The organism is Caulobacter sp. Root1472 (genome assembly GCF_001426985.1).
In the GTDB taxonomy this organism is placed as follows: Bacteria; Pseudomonadota; Alphaproteobacteria; order Caulobacterales; family Caulobacteraceae; genus Caulobacter; species Caulobacter rhizosphaerae.
This window is the reverse complement of the sequence record NZ_LMFX01000001.1, coordinates 633,843-655,643: the sequence shown is the minus strand read 5'-3', so window position 1 is coordinate 655,643 and position 21,801 is coordinate 633,843. Positions and strand designations below refer to the sequence as shown.

The following is a 21,801-nucleotide window of genomic DNA, read 5'->3' as shown; positions in this document are numbered from 1 at the left end:
TCTGATCAGCCAAGGAGCGTAGCGATGCTCGCATCAATGCTCGGCGCGGCCCTGTTGGCCGTAGCGCCAGCGGCCGTTCAAGCCCAAACGCCCGCAGCACAGACCGCCCAGGACGGCGCGGTCTACTTCGCCGGCGAGCCTGAGGGGATCGGTGATCCCAATCCCTACTACGAGAACGGCGTCTATTCGATTTTCTACCTCAAGAACGAGGGGCGTCATCCCTGGTGGATGTCGCAGACGTCCGACCTGAGCACCTGGTCCAAGCCGATCGAGGCGGTCAAGGTCGGCGAGCAGGGCTCGCCCGACGTCTGGACGGGTAGCGGCAGCGTCATCGCCGACCCGGCCGGCGGCTATCGCCTCTTCTACACCGGGCACGACCCGAACGGCGCGCCCATGGAGGTGACCATGGTGGCCAGGGCGGCCAGCTTGGCCGGACCTTGGGTCAAGGATCCGAAGGCGACGTTCGCCGGCAAGCCGACCTATGACCAGCGGGACTTTCGCGACCCGTTCGTGTTCTGGAACCCTCAGGCCAAGGCCTATTGGATGGTCCTGGCGTCGCGCCAGAAGTTCGATGCGGTGATCGCCCTCTATACCTCGCCCGACCTCGTCAAATGGACCGCCGCCGCGCCGCTCTATTCGGAACGCTCGCCGCTGAATCTGGAAGTGCCCGACCTCTTCTCCGAGGGCGATGACTGGTTCATCGTCTTCTCCGATCAGCGCGAAGAATATCGACTGGTCCGGTACCTCACCGCGCCCAAAAGCGACGGCAAATATGAATATGGGCGCTTCAACGGCCTGGATGGGCGCGCCTTCTACGCGGGCAGGACGGCCGGCTCGGGACGTGAACGGCTGCTGTTCGGCTGGGTGGCGCACAAGGAGCTGCACAAGGACAGCCGGGACCTGGTCTGGGGCGGCGATCTGGTCGCGCATGCGATCCGTCGGGCAGGACCTGGCGTCCTGGCCGTCAGCTTGCCTGACGCCGTGGCAGGCCAGTTCTCCACCGAACGCGCCAAGATCTCCTTGACCCAAACCCTGATCGGTCCCGCCGACCAGGCGCTGCTGGCCAAGGCCGACATCACGGTCAAGCCGGGGGACCGCTTCGGCGTCAGCTTTGACGCGGGGAAGGGCGGCAAGAGCGTCTTGGAACTGGATACCGCCAAGGGCGAGGCCGCGTTCCTCTATCGTGGGCAAGGCGCGAACGCGCCGCGGGTGGCGTTTCCGCGAACGGCAGACGGCCGCTACGTGGTTGACCTGGTGATCGACCCGAAACGGGGCTTGGGGGTTCTTTACATCAACCGCTTTCGCGCCCTGAGCTTCCGGTACTACGGCGTCGACAAGTCGGACCTGGCGCTCTTCGCCGACGGCGGGTTCTCGCAGCTGGCCGGGTCGGTCATGGTCCGCGCCGCGCGCAAGCAAGGCTCCGGGGGAAGCCCTCCGTGATCCATCCTGGGTCGATCCCCAAGCGTGTCGAAGCGCTCGGAGCCGACGACGGGAGCCCTTTGGCGGAGACGGTCCTTCTAGAGCCCACGCCCGCTGATACGCCCGTCGTCATCGACTTGGCCTTCGCCCGCGCCCGCCTGATGCGATCTGATCCCCGGCGTCCGCTCTATCGACAGCTGGCGGACATGATCCGCAAGATCGAAGCGCCCCATCGCGGCGTTCGGCTGCCGACCGAGCGACGCTTGGCGCAAGAGCTCAGGATAGCGCGCGTGACGGTCCGCAAAGCTTTGGCGGATTTGGAGCGTGAGGGGATCATCCAGCGCAGGCAGGGAGCGGGAACCTATTTCGCCTCCGACTAGGAATGGCGACGACCGGGACCAAGGTGAAGCACCTCCTGAGGGCGACCTAGCGGCGGATCGAGCGCGATCAGGGTATGCGACTCCTTGGGCGGGAGAACGTTGCGCCTTGAGCGGTTCGTGCATCCCAGGCCCCTGCGGTGAGGGAGTTTTGACGCCATTTTGGAAACAATAGGTTTCGATACTTTCCATTTATGTGGTGATGCGCCGAGTCCAAAGTGTCCCTGTCAGAACAACGGGGCGGCCGGAACAGGTCCTCCAAGCATCAAGGGACCTAGCCATGATCCAAGCCACCGCCACCCCAGGCGCCCGCCTCCTGAGCGCCGCCGATCACACCCTGATCATGATCGACTACCAATCGCAGATGGCCTTCGCGACCAAGTCGATCTCGACTATCGAGCTGCGCAACAACGCCGGCCTGGTCGCCAGCGCCGCCGCCGGATTCGGCGTCTCGACCATCCTGACCACCGTCGCCGAGAAGAGCTTTTCCGGGCCGATGTTCTCGGAGGTCACCGCGCCGTTTCCCGGCAAGGCCCTGCTGGACCGCACGTCGATGAACACCTGGGAAGACGAGGCCGTGATCGCCGAGGTCAACGCCATCGGCAAGACGCGCATCGTCCTGGCCGGCCTGTGGACCTCGGTCTGCATCGTCGGTCCCGCGCTCTCGGCTCTGGACCAGGGTTTTGAGGTTTATGTGATCACCGACGCCAGCGGCGATGTCTCTGACGAAGCCCACGAGCGCGCGGTGTCGCGCATGATCCAGGCCGGGGCCCAGCCGATCACGTCCCTGCAATATCTGCTGGAGCTGCAGCGTGACTGGGCGCGCGGCGAGACCTACGACCTGACCACCGGGATCGCTCGCGAGCTGGGCGGCGCCTACGGCCTTGGCATCACCTACGCCAAGTCGATGTTCGGCGCGTCGGAAAGCCACGTGGCCGCCGCCTGAGGCCGGTTTCGAGGCGGGGTTTGTACAAGACCCCGCCTCCACTTCAGTTCAGGGAGCGTTGGCATGAAACCTTACCTGCTATCCCTCGGTGTCGGCCTGCTCGTCGGCGTGATCTATTCGCTGGTCGGCGTGCGCTCGCCCGCCCCGCCGGCCATCGCCCTGCTCGGGTTGATGGGTATGCTGCTTGGTGAACAGGCGGTCCCGATCGCCAAACGTCTGCTCACCAAGGCCCCCGTCGTGGCCTATCTTAAGACCCCAGAATGCGCCGGTCAGGTGCTGGGTCCACAGGCCATCGCCGGCGACGGCCCTGATCCTAAAGGTGGCCAGGCATGACCCTCGACCGCGCCCCCCCAAATCGCAGACAGGCCGTCGCCCTCGGGGCGGCCTTCCTGTCCAGTTCCGCTTTAGCCCAGCCTCGGAGGCCCGGCCCCATGACCGACCTGCTGCTCGTCAACGGCAAGTTCACGACCCTCGATCGCAGCAACCCGCGCGCCGACGCCGCTCTGGTCCGCGAGGGCAGGTTCGCCGCCGTCGGCGAGGAGGGCGAGGTCCGCGCCGTCGCCGGCCCGAACCCGACGATCATCGACTTGAAGGGCCGCCGCGTGATCCCCGGCCTGATCGACAGCCACATGCATATCATCCGCGGCGGGCTGAACTACAACATGGAGTTGCGCTGGGACGGCGTGCCGACCCTGGCCGACGCCATGGCCATGCTGAAGAAGCAGGCCGCCAACACCCCGCCGCCGCAGTGGGTGCGCGTGGTCGGCGGCTTCACCGAGCAGCAGTTTGTCGAAAAACGGCTGCCGACCCTGGACGAGATCAACGCCGCCGCGCCCGAGACGCCGGTGTTCATTCTCCACCTCTATGACCGCGCCCTGCTCAATCGCGCCGCCCTGCGCGCCGTCGGCTACACCAAGGACACGCCCAACCCGCCCGGCGGCGAGATCCAGCGCGACGCCTCGGGCGAGCCCACGGGCCTGCTGCTGGCCCAGCCCAATGCGACGATCCTCTACGCCACCCTGGCCAAGGGTCCCAAACTGCCGCCGGAATACCAGCTGAACTCCACGCGCCACTTCATGCGCGAGATGAACCGCCTGGGCGTGACCGGGGTGATCGACGCCGGGGGCGGCTTCCAGAACTATCCCGACGACTACGAGATCGTCGAGAAACTGCACGCCGACGACCAGCTGACCCTGCGCATCAGCTACAACCTGTTCACCCAGAAGCCCAAGGCCGAGCTGTCGGATTTCCAAAGCTGGTCCAAGCAGGTCAAGCCGGGGCAGGGCGACGACAAGTACCGCCACAATGGCGCGGGCGAGATGCTGGTCTACAGCGCCGCCGACTTCGAGGACTTCCGCGTCGAGCGGCCGGAAATGCCGCCAAGCATGGAGAGCGATCTTGAGCCGGTGATCCGCCACCTAGTCGAGAACCGCTGGCCCTGGCGACTGCACGCCACCTATGACGAGACCATCACGCGGGCGCTGGACGTCTACGAGAAGGTCAACAAGGACATGCCGTTCGACGGGCTGCACTGGTTCTTCGACCACGCCGAGACGATCAGCGACCACAACATCGACCGTATCGCGGCCCTGGGCGGCGGCATCGCCGTGCAGCACCGGATGGCGTTCCAGGGCGAGTACTTCATCGACCGCTATGGCGCGAAGGCGGCTGAGGCGACGCCGCCAATCAACAAGATGCTGAAGGCCGGCGTCCCGGTCGGAGCCGGCACGGACGCCACCCGCGTGGCCAGCTACAACCCCTGGGTCTCGTTGAACTGGCTGGTGACCGGCAAGACGGTCGGCGGTATGCGGCTCTATCCGCCCGCCAACCGCCTCGACCGCGAGGAGGCGCTGCGCCTGTGGACCACCGCCAACACCTGGTTCTCGAACGAGGAAGGCAAGAAGGGCCAGATCGCCGTCGGCCAACTGGCGGACCTGGCGGTGCTCGCTGACGACTACATGACCGTGCCCGAGGACGAGATCCCGCACCTGTCGTCCGTGCTGACCCTGCTGGGCGGCAAGGTGGTCCACGGCCAGGGCGAGTACGACAAGCTGGCGCCAGTCCTGCCGCCGCCGATGCCCGACTGGTCGCCGGTGCGGACCTTCGGCGGCTACCAGGATCGTTCGCGCGGCCATGCCCGCGCCCTGGCCTTGGCCTGCGGCTGCGCCAGCGGCTGCAACGTCCACGGCCACGACCACGCGTCCGCCTACACGCGGGACGCTCCGACCAGCGATGCGCGCTCCTTCTGGGGCGCCATGGGCTGCGGCTGCTGGGCGGTGTGATCATGACCACGCCCCGACCCATCGCCGCCCTGCTGCGGGCCCCCGTGTTCGGGCCTGTCGCGCGCGCGGTCCTCACCACGCCCTACTGGTTCGCCGGCCTTTACAAGCTGACCCATTGGCGGGACGCGCTCGGCGAGGCGGCGCACTTCGGCCTTCGGCCCGCGGTCCTGGTGGTCGCCGCCACGATCGCCGTCCAGCTGGGCGGCTCGGTCCTGTTGATCTTCGGCCGGCTGAGCTGGCTGGCGGCCGGCGCGCTGGGCGTCTTCACAGCCTTGGCCACCCTGATTGCCCATCCCTACTGGACGGTCGCTGACCCCGCCGAGCGCTTCCACGCCCTGAACACCTTCCTGGAACACATCGGCCTGATCGGCGGCTTCATGGTCGCGGCGGCCCTGGTCGAAAAGGAGCGCGCCGCATGAACCCGCAGCCGATCCTGACGAAGGAGACCCGTCTGGCCGGCGTGACCGGCGTGGGCATGGCCTTCGTCGGCGGCTATGTCGACGTGATTGGCTTTGTGCTGCTATTCGGCCTGTTCGTCGCCCACGCCACCGGCAACATCGTCATGCTGGGCGTAGGGCTGGCGGGCGACGCGGGCGGCCTGGCCACCAAGCTCCTGGCCCTGCCGGTGTTCATCGGCGCGGTGGCGGCTGCCTACGCGTTGATCCGCTGGCGCAACGCCCGGGGCCAGCCTTGCGAGGTCTTGGTCCTGGCCTTGCAGGCGGTCCTGCTAGCGGGCTTCATGCTCCTGACCGTGTGGGCCTTGCCCGCCGCCAGCGCCAACGCGCCGTCCGTCATGCTGGCCGGATTGACGGGGGTGGCGGCCATGGCGGTGCAAAACGTCGGCGCGCGCGTCGTCTTCACCCATCTGGCGCCGACGACCATGATGACCGGCAACGTAACCCAGGTGGCGATCGACATCGTCGATCTGGCCATCGCCCGTGGCCGTCCCGACGAGGCGCTGAAGGCGCGGATCCGCAAGACCTGGCCCCCCGTGACGGCCTTCGCGCTCGGCGCCATGGGCGGCGCGATCGGGGTGCTGGTCGCCGGCGCCTGGAGCCTTGCGCTGGGCGTTATCGTGGTGGCGGTGCTGGCGGTTCTCCACGCCGTTCGGGGAGAGCGGTCATGAACCTCGCTGCGACCGCGCTCGTCGCCATCCTGGCCAGCGCCAGCGCCGCCCAAGCCGCCGAGGCCTTTAAGCCGATCCGCTCCGACGAGACCTATGCCTATTTGGCCGCGGCGGATCGCACGGGCCTGGACGTCCTGCGCTACATACCGGTCGGCGGCGACGCCTATCTGACCCTTGGCGGCGAGGCCCGTTTGAGGATCGATGCGATCGACGCTCCGCGCTTCGGCGTCGCCGGCGAACCGGCCGACACCTACGGCCTGGTGCGGGGCCTGTTCAGCGCCGACCTGCACCTGAACGACCGCGTCCGGGTCTATGGCGAGCTGGGCTGGCATCGCGACGTCGGCAAGTCCGACGCTCCGGCGCTCACCGATCGCGACGGGCTGGACGCACAGGTCGGTTTCATCGACGTCACGCCGGACGCCGACCGGCTCTGGCGCCTGCGCCTGGGGCGGCAGGAGCTGATGCTCAGCCCCACCCAGCGGTTCGTCTCGGTGCGCGAGGGCCCCAACATCCGCCAGAGCTTCGACGGCCTGCGGGTGACTCGCCAGACCAAGGGGCTGCGGCTGGACGCGTTCTACGTCACGCCGGTCACGATCGCTCGGGGCGCGTTCAACGATCCCAGCAATCGCGCGCAGCACTTTTATGGCGTCTACGCCGCGGGGCGCTTGGCGTCCCATCTCAACCTCGATGTCTATGCGCTGGAGCTTGAGCGCGACGGTGCCAGGTTCGGCGCGGTGACCGGCGACGAGCGCCGCAGGAGCCTAGGCGCGCGCCTGGCGGGGCAGGTCGGTGCGATCGACTTCGAGGCCGAGGGCATGATCCAGCGCGGCGGCTTCGCCGGGCAAAGGATCCGTGCCTGGGGCGGATCGGTCGGTGGCGGCTATACCCTGGCCGCGCCCTGGAAACCTCGGATCGGCTTGCGCCTCGACACCGGCTCGGGCGACAAGAATCCCAACGACGCCCGGCTGCAGACCTTCAACCCGTTGTTCCCGAAAGGCGCCTATTTCAACGAGAGCAGCCTGACCAGCTGGTCCAACCTGATGGCGATCCGGCCGAGCCTGGGGTTGTCGCCCACCAAGGCGATTTCCCTGGAGGTCAGCTACCTGGATCGCGCCCGTCAGACCGGCGGCGACGCCGTCTACCTGCAGCCGTCCGTGGTGCTGCCAGGCTCGCTGGCCTCGCGAGCCAAGGCGGTGGGGCATGCGCTGCAAGCCGACGCCAGCTGGCAAGTGACGCGGAACGTCAAGCTGCAGGTCGAGGCGCTGCATCAAGAGGTCGATGCGGCGGTCAAGGCGGCTGGCGGTCGCGACGGCGACTTCGTGATGGCGATCGTTCAGTACCGTTTTTGACGAGGCCCGCGGCCCCAGCACCAATGGCGATGGCTTGGCCGTCGGCTTTTTCGGACCAGGAGTTCATCCACGAAGGCGGTGCGTTTCCATGACGATGGCGGCCCCGACGTCCTGCTCGTCTAAGACCTCGATCTGCCGCAGCCTGGGGAGGATCGTCGTCACGGTTGGCTGATCGACGCCTTCTCCGACCACTATTGCGTTGTGCGCGGCTGGGCGGATGAAAGAGCTAGCTGCAATCGGTCCGCCGACATGGGTGCTCGTCTCGAGCCCGCCATTCCTTGACGAGTCGGCGGCGATTGCGCGCATACCGCTCTTCCAGGAAATCGACCTTCAGGATCCGATCGGTGCGAAAGAGACGAAAGTCCGAGGTGAGCTCGCACCACCCCGCGATGAACCGCTGGTTCTCGATGAAACCCAACATGATCGGCCACAGGGTTCGGTCCATCGGCGTATCGTCCTCGTCGGCATAGGTGATACGCATCTTCCACTGCTCTCGCAGGGCGCGCCTGACCCGCGCCAGATCGACACCCGATGCCGCGGCCTGGCTCCGGCTGACGAAAAGCGCGCTATCGTCCAAGGCGCGCCGCATGTCGGGCGATAGCACGCCGTGGATCTTCGCCAGCGCGTTCTGGACGGCGCGCGCCAGGGCCTCGTCGGTCTGGCGGCTGACCCATTGGGCGCCGACCACCAGGGCCTGGATCTCCTCTTCGGTGAAGGACAGCGGCGGCAGGACGAAGCCGGGGCGCAGGATGTAGCCGACGCCCGGCTCGCCGTCGATGTCGGCGCCCATGGCCTGCAGGGTGGCGATGTCGCGGCGGATGGTGCGCAGCGACACATCGAGCTCGCGGGCTAGCGCGCCGCCGGACACCGTCCCGCGGCGCCGGCGAAGCTCTTGCAACAGATCGAAAAGACGATGGCTTCGGGACATGCTCAATCCATCGCCACCAAGCCCTTGCCGCGAAGTTTGCGGCCCGCTTCCAGGGCGGTGATCAAGGCGATCGCCTCGCTCAGGGGCACGGTCTGGGCTATCGGAAGACGAAGATTTCCTGCTTGGGCGGTCAGCGCAAGAGCGTCGAGGATCTCGGCCCTCGGCGTGCAGACGATCGGCTTGAACCGCCTGTTGAAGAGCGCGCCGATGAACTTGCCGGGCGAAGGGTTGAGGTCCAGGTACACCCCGTCCTTGCGCAGGAGGCCAAGGCCCTGGGACGTTGTCATCGTCGCGGCCGTGTCGTAGACGACGTCGAAACGCTGACCGGTCCGAGAAAGGTCGGTCGTGCGGTAGTCGAAGGCCTGCTCCACGCCCAGCCGCCTGGCCCGGTCGAGGTCGTCGGCGCTGCAGCTTCCCCAGATCCGGGCCCCGCGGGCGCGCGCGATCTGGACGGCGGCCTCTCCGACCGCGCCTGCGCATCCGTTGATGAACACAGACTGGCCGGCCGTCAGCCGAGCCCTGTCGACCAGGCCGTTCCAGGCCGTGGCGCCCGGCGTTCCCAGGCAGGCGGCGTCCTCGAAGGACACCGCGTCGGGCTTCCGGGCGAGGGCAGACTCCTTGGCCAGCACGGCCTGGCCCAGCGCGCCGGTTTCCTTGAAGCGCGCGAGCCCGAAAACGGCGTCGCCGACCGTGAAGCGGGTCACGCCGGCGCCGATGGCGGTCACGGTTCCGGCGAGGTCCATGCCCATGCCGCGCGGGAAGGTCTTGCCGGTGACGATCTTCATCTGGCCGGCGCGCAGCTTCCAGTCGATCGGATTGACGGCGGCGAACCGGACCTTCACGGCCACCTCGCCCACGGCGGGCGCGGCCAGGTCGAAGTCCTCCAGGCGCATGACCTCCGGGCCGCCGTAGCGGTGATATTGAATACGTTTCATTGTGGGCGCTCGCACCATGGCTTCGGGAAGGACGACCGAGTTGCGGTCCGTCAGGAAGGCGCAGCTATGGAGCCCGATGGGGACAGTTTCTGGCGCCATGGTCGAGCGGCTGGCTCATCGATCCGAGCGAGCGCGAAAGGTCACAGGCAGGTCACCGGCCCGCCGGCGCGTCCCCTGGACTTGGCGCACAGCAGGATCGGCGTGGTCTCGACCAGCTTCAGCGACCTGACCATGGTTTCGGTGGCGGTCTTGTACTTGACGAAGTGCGGCGCCTTGAGGTGCGCCTCATAGGCGGCGCGGCTGGCGTACACCTCCAGCAGACGGATGTGGGACGGGTTGTCGGCGATGGCGACCGAGTGCAGCATCAGCACGCCGGGCTCAAGCCGCACCGAAGCTTCCTGTTCCTCGGCCAGGATGGCCTTGTAAGCCTCCAGGTAGGCGGGATCGATCTCCAGCTCGGCGATGCGCACCATTGGCGGCTCGCCCGCCGCGTGGGCTTGGGCTCTTGTTCCGAAGCCGGATGCAGCTGCGGTGGCGAGCGCCAGGATTCCCGCGCCGATCACCATCCTCGATCTCTTCATGGTCTTTCCGTCCATCCGAATTGGGTCACGAGGGTCAGTCCTTGGCTGCGGCCCCGGCCCGCTTGGCGAACACGTCCTTGGCGACCGGCAGGGCCGACATGGCGTTGGGCCAGCCGGCGTAGAAGGCCAGGTGGGTGATCACCTCGGCCGCCTGGTCCTGGGTGAGGCCGTTGTCCATCGCCCGGTTCAGATGGAACGGAACCTGCCCGACCTGGCCCGAGGCGATCAGCGCTGCGACCGTGACCAGGCTGCGGTCGCGCGGCGCGAGGTCGGGGCGTAGCCACAGGTCGCGGAAAAGGTAGTCGGTGGTGTAGCCGACCAGGCCCGGCGCGACGGCCCCGAACTGGTCGTCCACGCTCCGGGCGCGCTGGGCCTCGGCCGGTTCGTCCAGCGGCAGCGGCCTGGGCGGCTCGGCCGGCAACTGGTCGGGCCCTAAGCCGCGCCGGGCGAAGACCTCGCCCACTGGCCCGACCGCCGCCATCGCCTTGCCCCAGCCGGAATAGTAAGCCAGGTGCAAGATCGTCTCGGAGATCTCCCGCGGCGCGACGCCGTTCTCCAGCGCCTGGTCGGCGTAGTAGCCGAGCGCGGGCGCCTCGCCACGGGCGATCAGGGCGGCGATGGTGACCAGGCTGCGATCGCGGCGGTCTAGGCCCGGCCGGGTCCAGACCTCGCCGTAGAGCCGCTCTTGCGTGTGTTGCTCCAGCGCTGGCGCGACGGAGCGGACTTGGTCGGGCGAGACACGGCGGCCAGCGACATTGGGTTGCTGGGCTTCGGCGGTGGTGGCGGCCATGGCGAAAACTCCTGCGATCAAGGCGGTGACGAGCTTCACGTCGTTCGCTCCTTCGAAGAACGGCCCGGTGGTGGCGAGGCTAGGGGCGTCTGGAGAGGCGGTCCCAGTTTCCGTGGGCGAACTTGGCCTTGTCGGCGTCGTCGAGCGCCAGGCCCTCGACGAAACGCCGGGCGTCGCCGCCCGTTCGGTACTGGTAGGGAAAGTCCGTCGAAAACAGGATCCGGTCGGGCCCGACCGCCTCGATCGCTCGCTGCAGATAGACCGGGCTGAACATGCCGCTGGCGGTCAGGTAGAGATTATCGCGCACATAGTCGACGAAGGGCCGTTTCAGTCCGCAGACGCGGTCGAGCATGGCCAGCCGCTCCAGATAGAAGATCACCAGCTCGCCCCAGTGGCCGAGGATCACCTGCAGCCCGGGATGGCGGTCGAAGACGCCGCCCAGGACGACGCGCACGAACTGCACGCCCGCCTCGTAGTGCCAGCCCAGGCCGAAGGTCGACAGGGCCAGGTCGATCGGCGCGCCGAAGCCGGAATAATAGGCGTCGCGAACGCTCGCCTGCGGGATCTGCGGATGGATCAGCAGCGGGACGCCGAGTTCGGCCGCGCAGGCGAAGGTGGGCTCGAAGATCGCGTCGTCGAGGTTCTTGTCGCCGACCCGGCCGTACAGGATCGCGCCCTTGCAGCCGAGATCCTCGACCGCCCGCTGGAGTTCGCGCGCCGCGGCGTCGCCATTTCCCGACGCCAGCACCGCCAGCGCCTGGAAGCGGGACGGGTTGGCGGCCACGGTCTCCGCCAGAAGGTCGTTGATCTGGCGGGCAAGGTCGACGCCGTGGGTCCCGAGATTGTTCAAGCCCGGGGTCGTCAGCGACAGGACCTGCACGTCGATGCCGGTCTCGTCCATCAGCGCCAGCCGTTGGTTGCCGAGGTCGGCGAGCCGCTCGCCGATGACGCCCGGATTGAGCGAGAGCGTGCCGTCGTCGCCGCCGGGCTGAGTGCTCCAGGCGGCCTTCACCGCGTGGGGGAGGACGTGCTCCTCGACGCCAACGATCTTCATGGTCAGGCCCTGGCCTTGAGCTGGTCGACGACCGCCTGGCCGACTCCGTGCGCCGACGCCGGGTTCTGGCCGGTGACTAGACGGCCGTCGGTCACAACCTGCTCGGACCAGTTGGGTCCGGCCTGATGCAGCGCGCCCCGCGCCTTGAGAGTGGTCGCCAGCAGGTAGGGCACAACCTTCGTGTAACCGACCTCGGCCTCCTCCTCGTCGGTGAAAGCGGCAAGCCTCTTGCCGGCCACCAGGTAACCGCCATCCGACAGGGTGGCGTTCACCAGCGCGGCGGGGCCGTGGCAGACCGCCGAGACGACGCCGCCGGCCTCCCAGATCTCGCGGATGACCCGCTGCACGGCCGGATCGTCGGCGAAGTCCCACATCGTGCCGTGGCCGCCGGCGAAGAACACCGCCGAGTAGCGGGACGGATTGAGCTCGCCGAGGATCAGCGAGTGGGCGAGCACCTCGCGGAATTCCCGGTCCTTCCAGAAGCGGTCATTGATCGGGTCGCCGAGGTCGAAGAAGTCGATCGGCGGATGGCCGCCGCGGATCGAGGCGATTTCGACCGGTATGTCGGCGGCCTTGAAGACCTCGAGCGGGTGGGTCAGCTCGACCATCGCGAAGCCGGTGGGCTCGCCGGTGTCGCCCCGGATCGGGTGGCTGGTGACCACGCAAAGGATCGGCTTGATGGTGTCGGCCATGCTCGACCTCCTCGGGATTTGAGTTCGGCTGTTAGGTGTTGCCGGGAGCGAACAGCGACTCCCAGTTCAGGAAGGGACCCAGCGGGATCACCTCCCAATCGAGAAGGCCCGCCTTCGCCAGGGGAAACTCGGCCAGCGCCTTCCTGGCGGCCTCGACGGACTCTGCCTCGGCGATGATGGCGACGCCGGGACGGTCCTGCCGGAAGTAGATGTCCCGGACGACGCCGCCCTTGTACATTTGCCAGGCGTGGCGCGCTTCGTCGGCCATGTGCGGCTGGTACTTCTCGAGAGTCGCGCCCGGCTGGGGAATGTCGAGGCACAGCAGTTTCATGGTCAGACTCCTTGGTTGCTTGCGCGGCCGGGCAGGTTGAAACCGCAGCGTGGGCGGCGCCGCGCGCCGGCCGTGCGGGCTGCTCCGCGGAGCGGAGGCCCTGTCGCGCGAGGGTGGGTTCAGGGGACGCTGAAGAACGGCGCCATCGGCGGTCGTCTCGACAAATCTCTTGCTGGCCGGCGTTGTATCGTAGAATAAGCTTCATCATTGGGGACTAATTCTCCCGTCTTTGGGTCCTGTTGTTCCGCAATGGGCCGGGCCATCTTTGGAGCGTCGCCAGATGCGTGACCGGTTCGAGGGCGTTCAGATCTTCGCCGAGGCGGTCGAGGCGGGCAGCTTCGCAAAGGCGGCCGAGCGGCTATCCCTGACGCGATCCGCTGTCGGCAAGTCGATCGCGCGCCTGGAAGAGCGGCTCGGCGTCCGGCTGTTTCACAGGACCACCCGCACACAGAGCCTCACCGAGGACGGGCAGCAATATTACGAACGATGCGCGCGGGCGATCGAGGAGCTGCGGGCCAGCGAGTCGCTCCTGGAGTCGGGCCGCCGCGAGGTGGTCGGCCGGCTCCGGGTGTCGATGCCCGTGCTGTTCGGCCGTCGCTGCGCCGCGCCCATCCTGCGCGCCTATGCCCGCCAGCATCCCAAGCTGGAACTCGAGCTCAGCTTCAGCGATCGCCAGGTCGACGTCATCGCCGACGGCTATGACCTGGCGGTCCGCAACGGGGCTCTCGGCCATGGCTCGGCGCTGCAGGGGCGGCGCCTGGTCAGCCAGCGCAAGGTGCTATGCGCCGCCCCGGCCTATCTGGAGGCGAGGGGCGGCGCGCCGGGCGCGCTGAGCGACCTTTCGGGGCACGAGCTGCTCACCTATTGGCGCAACGACTATGGCTTGCCGTGGCGCCTGCCCGACGAGGCCGGCGTCCTGGTGGACGTGCCCGTCAGATCGCGCCTGCGTTTCGATGATCTGGAAGTCGTCGCCGACGCCGCCGTGGAAGCCATGGGCCTGGCCTGGCTGCCCGACTGGCTGGTCGGTGCGCACGTGGCTGCGGGCCGTCTGGTCGAGCTGTGGGCGGACCGCCCGAGCGCGATGATGGAATGCTACGCCGTATGGCCCGCCACGCGGTATCTGCCCCTGCGGTCGCGCCTGGCGATCGATGCGCTGGTCGCCGAGTTACCCAAGCGCCTCGAGGCCGAGACGGCGCCTTGACGCCCGGGGCCTCGACGGGGTCGCCTCCGGTCAGCACTCTTTCGACCCCAGGCGTTTCCTAGAGTTTGTGACGGGTCGCAATCACCCGGCGGCCTTCGACGCTGCGATCGGACCGCAACGCCGGCGCCGGAACTCAGAAGCCGAAATGGCTGAGGCCGGGGTGATCGTCCGGCCGTCGGCCCAAGGGCCAATGAAACTTCCGATCGGCCTCGGCGATCGGTTGTTCGTTGATACAGCAGTGACGGACCTGCATCAGGCCGTCCTCGCCGAACTCCCAGTTCTCGTTGCCATAGGCCCGGAACCAATGGCCGCTGTCGTCGTGGTGCTCGTAGGCGTAGCGCACGGCGATGCGATTGCTGGTAAAGGCCCAGAGTTCCTTGATCAGCCGGTAGTCGAGTTCGCGGTTCCATTTTCGGGTCAGGAACGCCTCGACCTCAGCCCGGCCGTTCAGGAACTCGGCGCGATTGCGCCAGCGGGTGTCCTCCGTATAGGCCAGGGCGACCTTGGTCGGGTTGCGGCTGTTCCAGCCGTCTTCGGCGAGCCGGATCTTCTCGATGGCGGTGGCTTCGGTAAACGGCGGCAGCGGGGGGCGTGACATGGTGGATCTCTCCTGAAGGGCCTGGATCGGCCCTATTGGGTTTGCGAGCGGCTCTCGCCTCAGAGGGCGAGTTCGATGCGGGGGGCGGCCCCGTCGCTGGAGGCCGCCGGCGCCGCGCAGCAGATCAGGACCTCGCCTTCGCCGATCGGGGCGGTGGGCGGGGTCAGGTACGAAACTGCGCCTTTGACGAGCCTGGTGCGGCAGGTCCCGCAGCTGCCGATGCGGCAGCTGTATTCCGGATTGAGGCCCCGCGCCTCGGCCAGCTCCAGCAAGGTCTGGGGACCCGGTGTCCAGCGGGCCTCTTTCAGGGACTTGGTGAAGATAACGGACACCGGCGTGGTCGCCGGTGGCGGTCCGCCCATCCGAGTGGCGCGTTTCAGCGATGACGGCCCGAAGGCCTCGGTGTGGACCCGCTCGTCGGGAACCTCGTCCCCGCGCAGCCCGTCGTAGAGAGTCTGGATGAAGGGCGACGGTCCGCACAGGTAGTAGTCATAGTCGCCCGGTCGCAGGTGACGAGACAGCCTCGCCAGGTCGAGACGGCCTTCGGCCTCGAAGTCGATCCCGGCTTGCGCGCCGTCGGTGTCGCTGAGCACGCGGATAATGGTCACCGAGCCCTCTGCGGCGGCCGCGAGTTGGGCGAGCTCGGCGTCGAAGGCGCGATCGGCCTTCGAATGGGCGCTGTAGAAGAAGACGGTCGGGCGAACATGCCGGGTACGCAGGCCCTCGTAGACCAGGTGGCGCAGCATGGCGATCAGCGGCGTGACGCCGACGCCGGCGCCGAGCATCACCGCCAGGCGCTCGGCGTCCGGATCGATGGTGAAGGCCCCGTCCGGCGCGCGGACCTCGAGGACATCGCCGACCCGCACGTGGTCGTGCAGATGCTGGGAAACCGCCCCGTCGCGTTTGACGCTGATGCGGTAGATCCCGTCCGACGGCGCGACCGAAAGCGTGTAGGTCCGGATCACCGGCTTGTCGGCGCCCGGCAGGGTGAGGCGGAGCGGCAGGTGCTGCCCGGCCCGGTGCGCCAGCAACCCGGCCCCATCGTCGGGCTCAAGGTAGAACGAACGGATCGTGCGGCTTTCGTCGACGATCCTGGAGACCTTGAACGGCCGCCAGCGCGCCTTCAGCTCGACGGCCTTGAGACGGTCGGCGGTCTGGGTCCAGTCGCCGGTCATGAGCGCGTTGGGCGACCAGCCGTTCGCCTCGAACGCCCAGCGCAAGGGCAGGGCGTTGCGCCGACGGATCACGCGGCGGGGCCGGAAGGTCCATAGGCGTTCCGCCCCCTGGAAGGCGGCGATCTCGGGTGAGTCGAGCACGACCTCGGCCTCGCCGGTCATCTGCAGCAGGTCGCCGCTCTCGAAGTCGACGAACACCAGCCCCGCCTTGCCGTTGAGCAGGATGTTGCCGAGGGTGGCGAAGAACAGATTGCCGGCGAAGTCGGGGATGGTCAGCACCCCGTCGTCGCCGACCCGGACGAAACCGGCCCTGCCGCCCCGGTGAGAGACGTCCACCTGCCGCCGGTCGTCCCGCTCGGCGTAGGAGGCGACGTAGAAGGTGTCGGCCCCCGCGATCATGGCCCGCGCCTCGGCGTCGAGGGTGTCGCGTTCCTCGACCAGGACCGGCGCCGGCGACTTCGGGTCGCGCACGAAGCTGTAGTCCCGCAGCTGGATGTATTGCGGACAGTTGCCGAAGCTCTGCTCGACCTCCACCCGCAGCTCGGCCGGGCTCGCGATGGCGATGACGCCGTTCATGCGATTGCGCCGACGGGTGTGCAGCTCGATGCCCAGCAGGCCGATCGCGTCGCCTTCGGCCAGGCCTTCCGCGGCTGGGTCGCTGGCCTCGCGCCGGGCGCCGATGTCCAGCGACTTGTCGGTGGGAGAGCGCATGAAGCCGGGCTCGCCGGCCAACAGCGTGGCCCACGGCGCGCCGGCGTGATCGACCGCGCCGACGACGACGAAAGGTATGCGGCTATAGAACTCGCGGTGCTGTTCCGGCATGAAGTCGCGGATCACCCGCCTACCCAAGTCCTCCATCCGATCGGAGACGCCCGCCATCTCCTGAAGGGCCTTCTCGCCGGCGTGCCAGGGGGCCAGTTTCGTCTGCGGGACATGGGTGCTCATGACGGACCTGTCGGGTTGGCAGGCCGGCGCGCTTCGCGGCGCGTTCGGCCCTGGGCGTCAGGCGGCGGCGGAGAGGCCGACCGGCGTCTCGACGAACGGGACGATGCGAGTGGCCGACGGGGGGTGATGGTAGAGCTTCATGATCTGGGCCCTGAATGTCTGGAGCGCCCGATCCCGAGGCGCGAAGCCAAGGTGGCGCTGTTGTCGGATGATGAGAATGGCCCGCCGAGACACTTCATTATTGTCAAAACTGGAACAATCTCGGCGACTCTCCGGCGCGACGGCGTCGGCTCAGCGCGCGCCGCCGTCGCCGACCTCGCGATCCAGGAAGTCGTGGATCATCGGGGCGATGACGCTGAACTTGTCCTCGGGGTCGAAGTGGCCGGTGTCGAGGATGCGCATCTCCACCTTAGGCAGGGCGCGCATGCAAGTATGGGCGCCGGCTTCGGGGAAGATCTCGTCGTTCTTGCCCCAGACGATCAACGTCGGCGGCTGCCGGCGGTTTCGGGACGTTGCTAGCCCACCGCCAGCCTTAGCGCGCGGCTGAGGTCGGCGATGGAGATCGGCTTGCGCAGGACGGCGGCGGCTTCGATCTGGTCCAGGGCCAGGGAGTCCGCATAGCCGCTCAGGAAAACGATCGGGAGATGGGGATGAGACGCCTGGGCGCGGCGTGCGACTTCCGCGCCGGTCATGCCCGGCATCGCATAGTCCAGCACTACGGCGTCGGGCGTCTCCATCTCCAGTTGGGCCAGTCCGGAAGGACCGTCCGACGCCCAACGCACGAGGAAGCCTTCGCTGGCCAAGGCTTCGCAAAGACTGTCGCGGACATGACGATCGTCGTCGACGACCAGCACGCGAAGGCCGTCTCGCGGCGTCGCGACCGGTTCCGGCGGCGCTTCGACGCGCAGGGCGGGAGGTTCGGTTCGCGGGAGCCAAACGCGCACCCGGGTTCCCTCGCCTGGAGCGCTGTCGATCTCGCAGTCGCCGCCGCACTGGCGCGCGAAGCCATGGACCTGCGCCAGGCCCAGGCCGGTTCCGGAACCTGTCCTCGTTGTGAAGAAGGGTTCCGTGGCGCGCGCCAGCACCTCCGACGTCATACCGACGCCGGTGTCGGCGACTTCAAGGATGATCCGGTCGGGCTCAAGGTGCGTGCTCAGGCGCACCACCCCGCCATCGGGCAAGGCCTCGCGCGCATTGACGATCAGGTTCAGCGCGGCCAGCTCCAGTTGCGTGGCGTCGGTGCTGGCCCAGGCGCCCTCGGCCTTGAGGTTCACCTCGAGATCGACGCCCGGACCCAGCGCCTGGCGCAGGAGCGGGTCGCTGCGCTGCAAGGTCGCGTCGACTTCCTGCGGCTCCAGGCGCAGCCGCTGGGTCCGGGAAAACGCGAGGAGCTGGCCGGTGACCTTGGCGCCGCGACTGGCCGCTTCGAGGGCGTTGTCGACGAACCGCCGGCACGGTTCGGCCTCCGACGGCAGCTTGCGCTGCAGCAGCTCCAGATTGCCGATCACCGCGGCGAGCAGATTGTTGAAATCGTGGGCGACGCCGCCGGTAAGACGACCGATGGCCTCGATCTTCTGGGCCTGCATCAGCGCCTGTTCGGCCTTGAGGCGTTCCGCGGCCTGGCGATCGACCTCCTCAAGCGCGTGCTCCAGTTCCGCCGTGCGAGCCCGCACGCTCTGTTCCAGCTGGTCGTTCTCGCGCCGCAGCCGGCCAAGGGTGCGCGCGCTGGCCAGGATGGGCAGCAGGTTACTGAGCTTGAGCGGCTTGAGGACATAGTCGACAGCGCCGCTGCGCATCGACTCCACCGCCGAGGCGATCGAGCCTTCCCCGGTCATGATGACGCCGGAAAGGTGGGGGTCGCGCTCGTGGGCCCTTTGCAGCAGCTCGACGCCAGTGGTCGAAGGCATCATCAGGTCGGTCAGCAGCACGTCGAACGCGCCAGGCGTGATCGCCTCCAGCGCGTCGTCTGGATGGGTGAAGCCGGTGACGTCGAAGCCCTGGCCTCCCAGCGTCACGCGAAGGGCCTGAAGGTTGGCGGCTTCGTCGTCGACGATCAGGATACGCGTCCGTCGATCGTCTTCGTCCAGTGGTTTGCGGGGTTCGACCATGGGGCGGCTCATGTCGTGAAGCGGGCGAGGGCCGCGCGGAGCTCGCGCAGCTTGGGCGGCTTACTCAGCACCAGATCAATATGGGGCGGGACGTCGTCGTCGGCGAGCAGTCCCTGGCCCCAGCCCGTGAGCAGGATCACCGGCGTCGTAGCCGACAGCCCCTTGATCGCGGCCGCCACGCGACGGCCGTCTACATAGGGCATGCCCAGGTCCGTGAAGACGGCGTCGAAGCGGTCGCCGCCCTGGCTGGCCTCGAAGGCTTCGATTCCCGCGCCGCCGCCATTGGCGATGGTCACGACATGGCCGTCGTTTTCCAGGGCGTCGCTCAGGGCCTTGAGCAGAACGGGGTCGTCGTCCACCAGCAGCAGGCGCAACCGCCGCCGTGGAACAGCCGCCGGAGTTGTCGGAGCGGCGCGATCATCCGCCGCCCGGGCGAAGGTCAGCGAGATCGTCGCGCCGGCGCCGGGCGAGGACAGGACGTCCAGTTCAGCGCCATGGCGCTGAGCAACCCCATAGACCATGGCCAGACCCAATCCGGTGCCGCGTTCGCCCTTGGTCGTGAAGAAGGGTTCGAGACATCGCCGACGGGCCTCGGCGTCCATGCCGATTCCGTTGTCCGCGACGCTGACCCGCACGGCGTCGCCGACGTCCGTGGCCAGCCGGGCGGTGTTCACCGTCAGGACGCCGCCGTCGGGCATGGCGTCGATGGCGTTGAACACCAGATTGACCAGGGCTTCGCGGATCTCGCTGGCCACGCCCATCACCGCCGGTAGGTCGTCGGCCAGAGCGGTCTCCACCGCGATGACGACGCCGCGCTGCATGGCCATGTCGTTCCACCGCGCCCGGGTGAGTTCCAGCACCTGGCCGACGAGCTGGTTCAGCTGGACGGGCTCGGTTTCCAACTGGGTTTCACGCAGCCTGTAGAACTCGCGCATCTTGCCGATCGTCTGGCCCACGTCCTCGACGGCGCGACGGATGATCTCCAACTGGCCGCGTCCCGCGGCGCTGAGCCCCGGTTCGGTCTCGATCATCGCTTCGGTATAGAGCGAGACGGGCGACAGCGCGTTGTTGATGTCGTGGGCGATGCCGCTGGCCATCTGGCCCAGCGCCTTCAGCCGCTCCTGCTGCAGGATCGCCTGCTGGGATTGGCGCAGGTCGTCATAGGCCGCCTGTAGCGCGCTGTGCAGCTGGGCCTGGTGGGCGGCCAAGGCGACGTGCTCGCTCAGCTGGCGCAGGAACTCGCACTCGGCGCTGACGAAGGCGTTCGGCTGGAAGCGGGCCACGACCAGCACGCCGAACACCTTGCTCTCGACCTGCAGGGGCGCGCAGACCATCGATCCCAGGCCGCCGCCCGCGAGCCGTCGTGGGAACGGGAAGGGGACCTGGGCGATGTCCGGCTCGTAGACCAGGCGGCCTCGAACGCACTGCGAGAGGCCGTTCTCGTCGATGTCGACCTGCGCGCGTTCCGGCATGGCCAGTTCGAGCGCCAGGGCCTGGCTGTTGACCCCGACAGCAGCGACCGTCAGCGCACGCTCCAGGTCATCATAGAGGCAAAGGCACGCGAAATCGGCCGGCAGCTGGTCCTCGATGCTCCGCACGACGACCTGGAAGATGCTCTGGTTGTCCTGCCGCTCGCCGATGGCGCGGGTGATCTCGTCCAGCAGGCCCATTCGCTGCAACTGTGTGTGCAGCTTGGCCTCGGCGTCCTTGCGCTCGGTGATGTCGGTCGAGATGCCGAATACCGCGTAGACTTGGCCGGTTGCGTCGCGCAGGGGGGACTTCACCGAGATGTAGGCGTGGGGGCCGTCGTCGTGCGGGGCGCTTTCTTCCTCGGTCAGCGGCTGGTCGGCCGCGGCGACGCGGACGTCCATGGTGCGGAACGCGTCGGCGATCTCCAGCGGAAAGATGTCGTGATCCGTGCGCCCGACCATCGCGTCCCGGTCGATGTGGAAGATGTCGCCGTAGCGACGGTTGACCATCAGATACCGGCCGTCGAGATCCTTGACGTAGATGACGGCGGGCGAGTTTTCGACCACCGCCTCCAGCAGGCGCTGTCCCTTCTGGCGCGCCTGCGTCTCGGCCTCCAATTGGGCGGTCCGCTCGGCCACGCGCTGGTCCAGCTCGGCGTTCAACTGCGACAGGGCGGTCTCGACGCGGACACGATCGCCCATGTCGCGCGACGCCGTCTGGAACAGGAAGAACAGCAGGGTAAGCTCGCCGGCCATCTTGCCCAGGTGCGAGGCCATCGCCGGCGCGTCGGCGGGAGAGCGGGAATAGAGGATCAGGGCGTTGGCGGCGGCCAGGATGACGGCGGTCATCGGCAGCGCCCGGACGACCCGGTCGCGGTCCGCCAGGCGCCACGCCAACAAGCCCGCCGCGATCCAGAGCATAGGCGCCAGGATCAGCGTGGGCCGTGTGATCCCCAGTGGACCCGGCGGCAGATAGGTCGGCAGCCGCTGGTAGACGGCGAACAGCACGATGGCGGTCGCCAGGACCGCCGAGGCGAACGTCGCCAGGCCAGAGCGCCTCGTCGTGGGCCAGAGCAGGGCTCCGATCACCCCGAGGGGCAGCAGGTGGGACGGCGGCGGCCAGGTCGACGGCCGCAGCACCCCGCTGGAGGCCTTGATCGGAGCCAGGGGCCCCGACCACTCGACGGTCACCAGGACATGGACCATCTCCATGGCGAAGGTCGCCAGGAAAACGAGGGCGAGCCGCCTGGCGATATGGCCGCCTTCGCGCTGGCCGGCGCCCCACAGCTTCAGCGCCAGAATCCCCGACAGCAGCCCCACGCCCGTATCGAGGATGGTGTGGAGGTTCGGATAGGTCTTGGGTTGGCTGGCCAGCAGCAGGCCGCCGATGAGGCCAAGGACGACCAGTATGCCGACCGCAGGGCGGGAAGGTCGCGCCAAACCCGCAGCGTCCGGTCCCAGGGTTCCTGCTGGCGTGGGGTCGGCCAAGGCGCTC

At 68.1% G+C, this 21,801-nt stretch carries 21 protein-coding genes; 9 read left to right on the top strand and 12 right to left on the bottom strand.

Features of this window, described 5'->3' with window-relative positions:
* Window positions 1-24: 24 nt before the first annotated feature.
* From ASD47_RS02760 to ASD47_RS02725, 8 genes are all read left to right on the top strand, one after another.
* Window positions 25-1,440: a glycoside hydrolase family 32 protein gene (locus tag ASD47_RS02760; protein WP_162251607.1), complete on the top strand. Its 1,416-nt coding sequence runs from the start codon at window positions 25-27 to the stop codon at window positions 1,438-1,440.
* Complete coding sequence (locus tag ASD47_RS27365) at window positions 1,437-1,799, top strand: GntR family transcriptional regulator (protein ID WP_056751229.1); 363 nt, start codon at window positions 1,437-1,439, stop codon at window positions 1,797-1,799. The genes ASD47_RS02760 and ASD47_RS27365 overlap by 4 nt, the downstream gene beginning before the upstream one ends.
* A gap of 277 nt (window positions 1,800-2,076) precedes the next feature.
* Window positions 2,077-2,742, top strand: a complete 666-nt coding sequence (locus ASD47_RS02750) for a hydrolase (RefSeq protein WP_056751225.1) — start codon at window positions 2,077-2,079, stop codon at window positions 2,740-2,742.
* Window positions 2,743-2,805: 63 nt separating this feature from the next.
* Complete coding sequence (locus ASD47_RS02745) at window positions 2,806-3,075, top strand: DUF1427 family protein (RefSeq protein ID WP_056751222.1); 270 nt, start codon at window positions 2,806-2,808, stop codon at window positions 3,073-3,075.
* A 98-nt stretch (window positions 3,076-3,173) separates the two neighbouring features.
* The gene (locus ASD47_RS02740) at window positions 3,174-5,024 is read left to right on the top strand and encodes an amidohydrolase (RefSeq protein ID WP_056751219.1); all 1,851 of its coding nucleotides are present in this window, start codon (window positions 3,174-3,176) and stop codon (window positions 5,022-5,024) included.
* A gap of 2 nt (window positions 5,025-5,026) precedes the next feature.
* Window positions 5,027-5,443 carry a DoxX family protein gene (locus ASD47_RS02735; RefSeq protein ID WP_056751215.1) on the top strand — a complete coding sequence of 139 codons (417 nt, stop codon included), beginning with the start codon at window positions 5,027-5,029 and terminating at the stop codon, window positions 5,441-5,443.
* Complete coding sequence (locus ASD47_RS02730) at window positions 5,440-6,150, top strand: YoaK family protein (protein ID WP_056751213.1); 711 nt, start codon at window positions 5,440-5,442, stop codon at window positions 6,148-6,150. The genes ASD47_RS02735 and ASD47_RS02730 overlap by 4 nt, the downstream gene beginning before the upstream one ends.
* Complete coding sequence (locus ASD47_RS02725) at window positions 6,147-7,499, top strand: alginate export family protein (RefSeq protein WP_056751210.1); 1,353 nt, start codon at window positions 6,147-6,149, stop codon at window positions 7,497-7,499. The genes ASD47_RS02730 and ASD47_RS02725 overlap by 4 nt, the downstream gene beginning before the upstream one ends.
* A gap of 226 nt (window positions 7,500-7,725) precedes the next feature.
* Here the strand turns inward: ASD47_RS02725 and ASD47_RS02720 are convergent, their stop codons facing one another.
* From ASD47_RS02720 to ASD47_RS02690, 7 genes are all read right to left on the bottom strand, one after another.
* Window positions 7,726-8,427, bottom strand: coding sequence for a YafY family protein (locus ASD47_RS02720; RefSeq protein ID WP_056751207.1), 702 nt, complete (start codon window positions 8,425-8,427; stop codon window positions 7,726-7,728).
* Window positions 8,428-8,429: 2 nt separating this feature from the next.
* Window positions 8,430-9,362: an NAD(P)-dependent alcohol dehydrogenase gene (locus tag ASD47_RS02715; RefSeq protein ID WP_056751204.1), complete on the bottom strand. Its 933-nt coding sequence runs from the start codon at window positions 9,360-9,362 to the stop codon at window positions 8,430-8,432.
* 140 nt (window positions 9,363-9,502) lie between these two features.
* Window positions 9,503-9,943 carry a putative quinol monooxygenase gene (locus ASD47_RS02710; protein WP_156402075.1) on the bottom strand — a complete coding sequence of 147 codons (441 nt, stop codon included), beginning with the start codon at window positions 9,941-9,943 and terminating at the stop codon, window positions 9,503-9,505.
* A 34-nt stretch (window positions 9,944-9,977) separates the two neighbouring features.
* Window positions 9,978-10,772: a carboxymuconolactone decarboxylase family protein gene (locus ASD47_RS02705; RefSeq protein ID WP_056751201.1), complete on the bottom strand. Its 795-nt coding sequence runs from the start codon at window positions 10,770-10,772 to the stop codon at window positions 9,978-9,980.
* A gap of 40 nt (window positions 10,773-10,812) precedes the next feature.
* A complete protein-coding gene (locus tag ASD47_RS02700) occupies window positions 10,813-11,787 on the bottom strand; it encodes an amidohydrolase family protein (RefSeq protein ID WP_056751198.1) in 975 nt (324 codons plus the stop codon).
* Between the two features lie 2 nt (window positions 11,788-11,789).
* Complete coding sequence (locus tag ASD47_RS02695; RefSeq protein WP_056751195.1) at window positions 11,790-12,479, bottom strand: type 1 glutamine amidotransferase domain-containing protein; 690 nt, start codon at window positions 12,477-12,479, stop codon at window positions 11,790-11,792.
* A 31-nt stretch (window positions 12,480-12,510) separates the two neighbouring features.
* Window positions 12,511-12,810: a hypothetical protein gene (locus tag ASD47_RS02690; RefSeq protein WP_056751192.1), complete on the bottom strand. Its 300-nt coding sequence runs from the start codon at window positions 12,808-12,810 to the stop codon at window positions 12,511-12,513.
* Window positions 12,811-13,090: 280 nt separating this feature from the next.
* On the opposite strand from ASD47_RS02690, the gene ASD47_RS02685 reads away from it, so the two are divergent.
* The gene (locus ASD47_RS02685; protein WP_056751188.1) at window positions 13,091-14,011 is read left to right on the top strand and encodes a LysR family transcriptional regulator; all 921 of its coding nucleotides are present in this window, start codon (window positions 13,091-13,093) and stop codon (window positions 14,009-14,011) included.
* A 133-nt stretch (window positions 14,012-14,144) separates the two neighbouring features.
* Here the strand turns inward: ASD47_RS02685 and ASD47_RS02680 are convergent, their stop codons facing one another.
* The 5 genes from ASD47_RS02680 to ASD47_RS02660 form a co-directional block, all read right to left on the bottom strand.
* The gene (locus ASD47_RS02680) at window positions 14,145-14,609 is read right to left on the bottom strand and encodes a DUF1348 family protein (protein WP_056751184.1); all 465 of its coding nucleotides are present in this window, start codon (window positions 14,607-14,609) and stop codon (window positions 14,145-14,147) included.
* 59 nt (window positions 14,610-14,668) lie between these two features.
* On the bottom strand, window positions 14,669-16,729 hold the full coding sequence (locus ASD47_RS02675; RefSeq protein WP_056751182.1) for a pyridoxamine 5'-phosphate oxidase family protein: 2,061 nt from the start codon (window positions 16,727-16,729) through the stop codon (window positions 14,669-14,671).
* A gap of 291 nt (window positions 16,730-17,020) precedes the next feature.
* Window positions 17,021-17,212, bottom strand: a complete 192-nt coding sequence (locus tag ASD47_RS02670; protein WP_056751180.1) for an alpha/beta fold hydrolase — start codon at window positions 17,210-17,212, stop codon at window positions 17,021-17,023.
* 32 nt (window positions 17,213-17,244) lie between these two features.
* Window positions 17,245-18,837 (bottom strand): response regulator, encoded by a 1,593-nt coding sequence (locus tag ASD47_RS02665; protein ID WP_056751177.1) that lies wholly within the window; start codon window positions 18,835-18,837, stop codon window positions 17,245-17,247.
* A gap of 8 nt (window positions 18,838-18,845) precedes the next feature.
* Window positions 18,846-21,746, bottom strand: coding sequence for a PAS domain-containing protein (locus tag ASD47_RS02660; RefSeq protein WP_235525731.1), 2,901 nt, complete (start codon window positions 21,744-21,746; stop codon window positions 18,846-18,848).
* Between the last annotated feature and the right edge of the window lie 55 nt (window positions 21,747-21,801).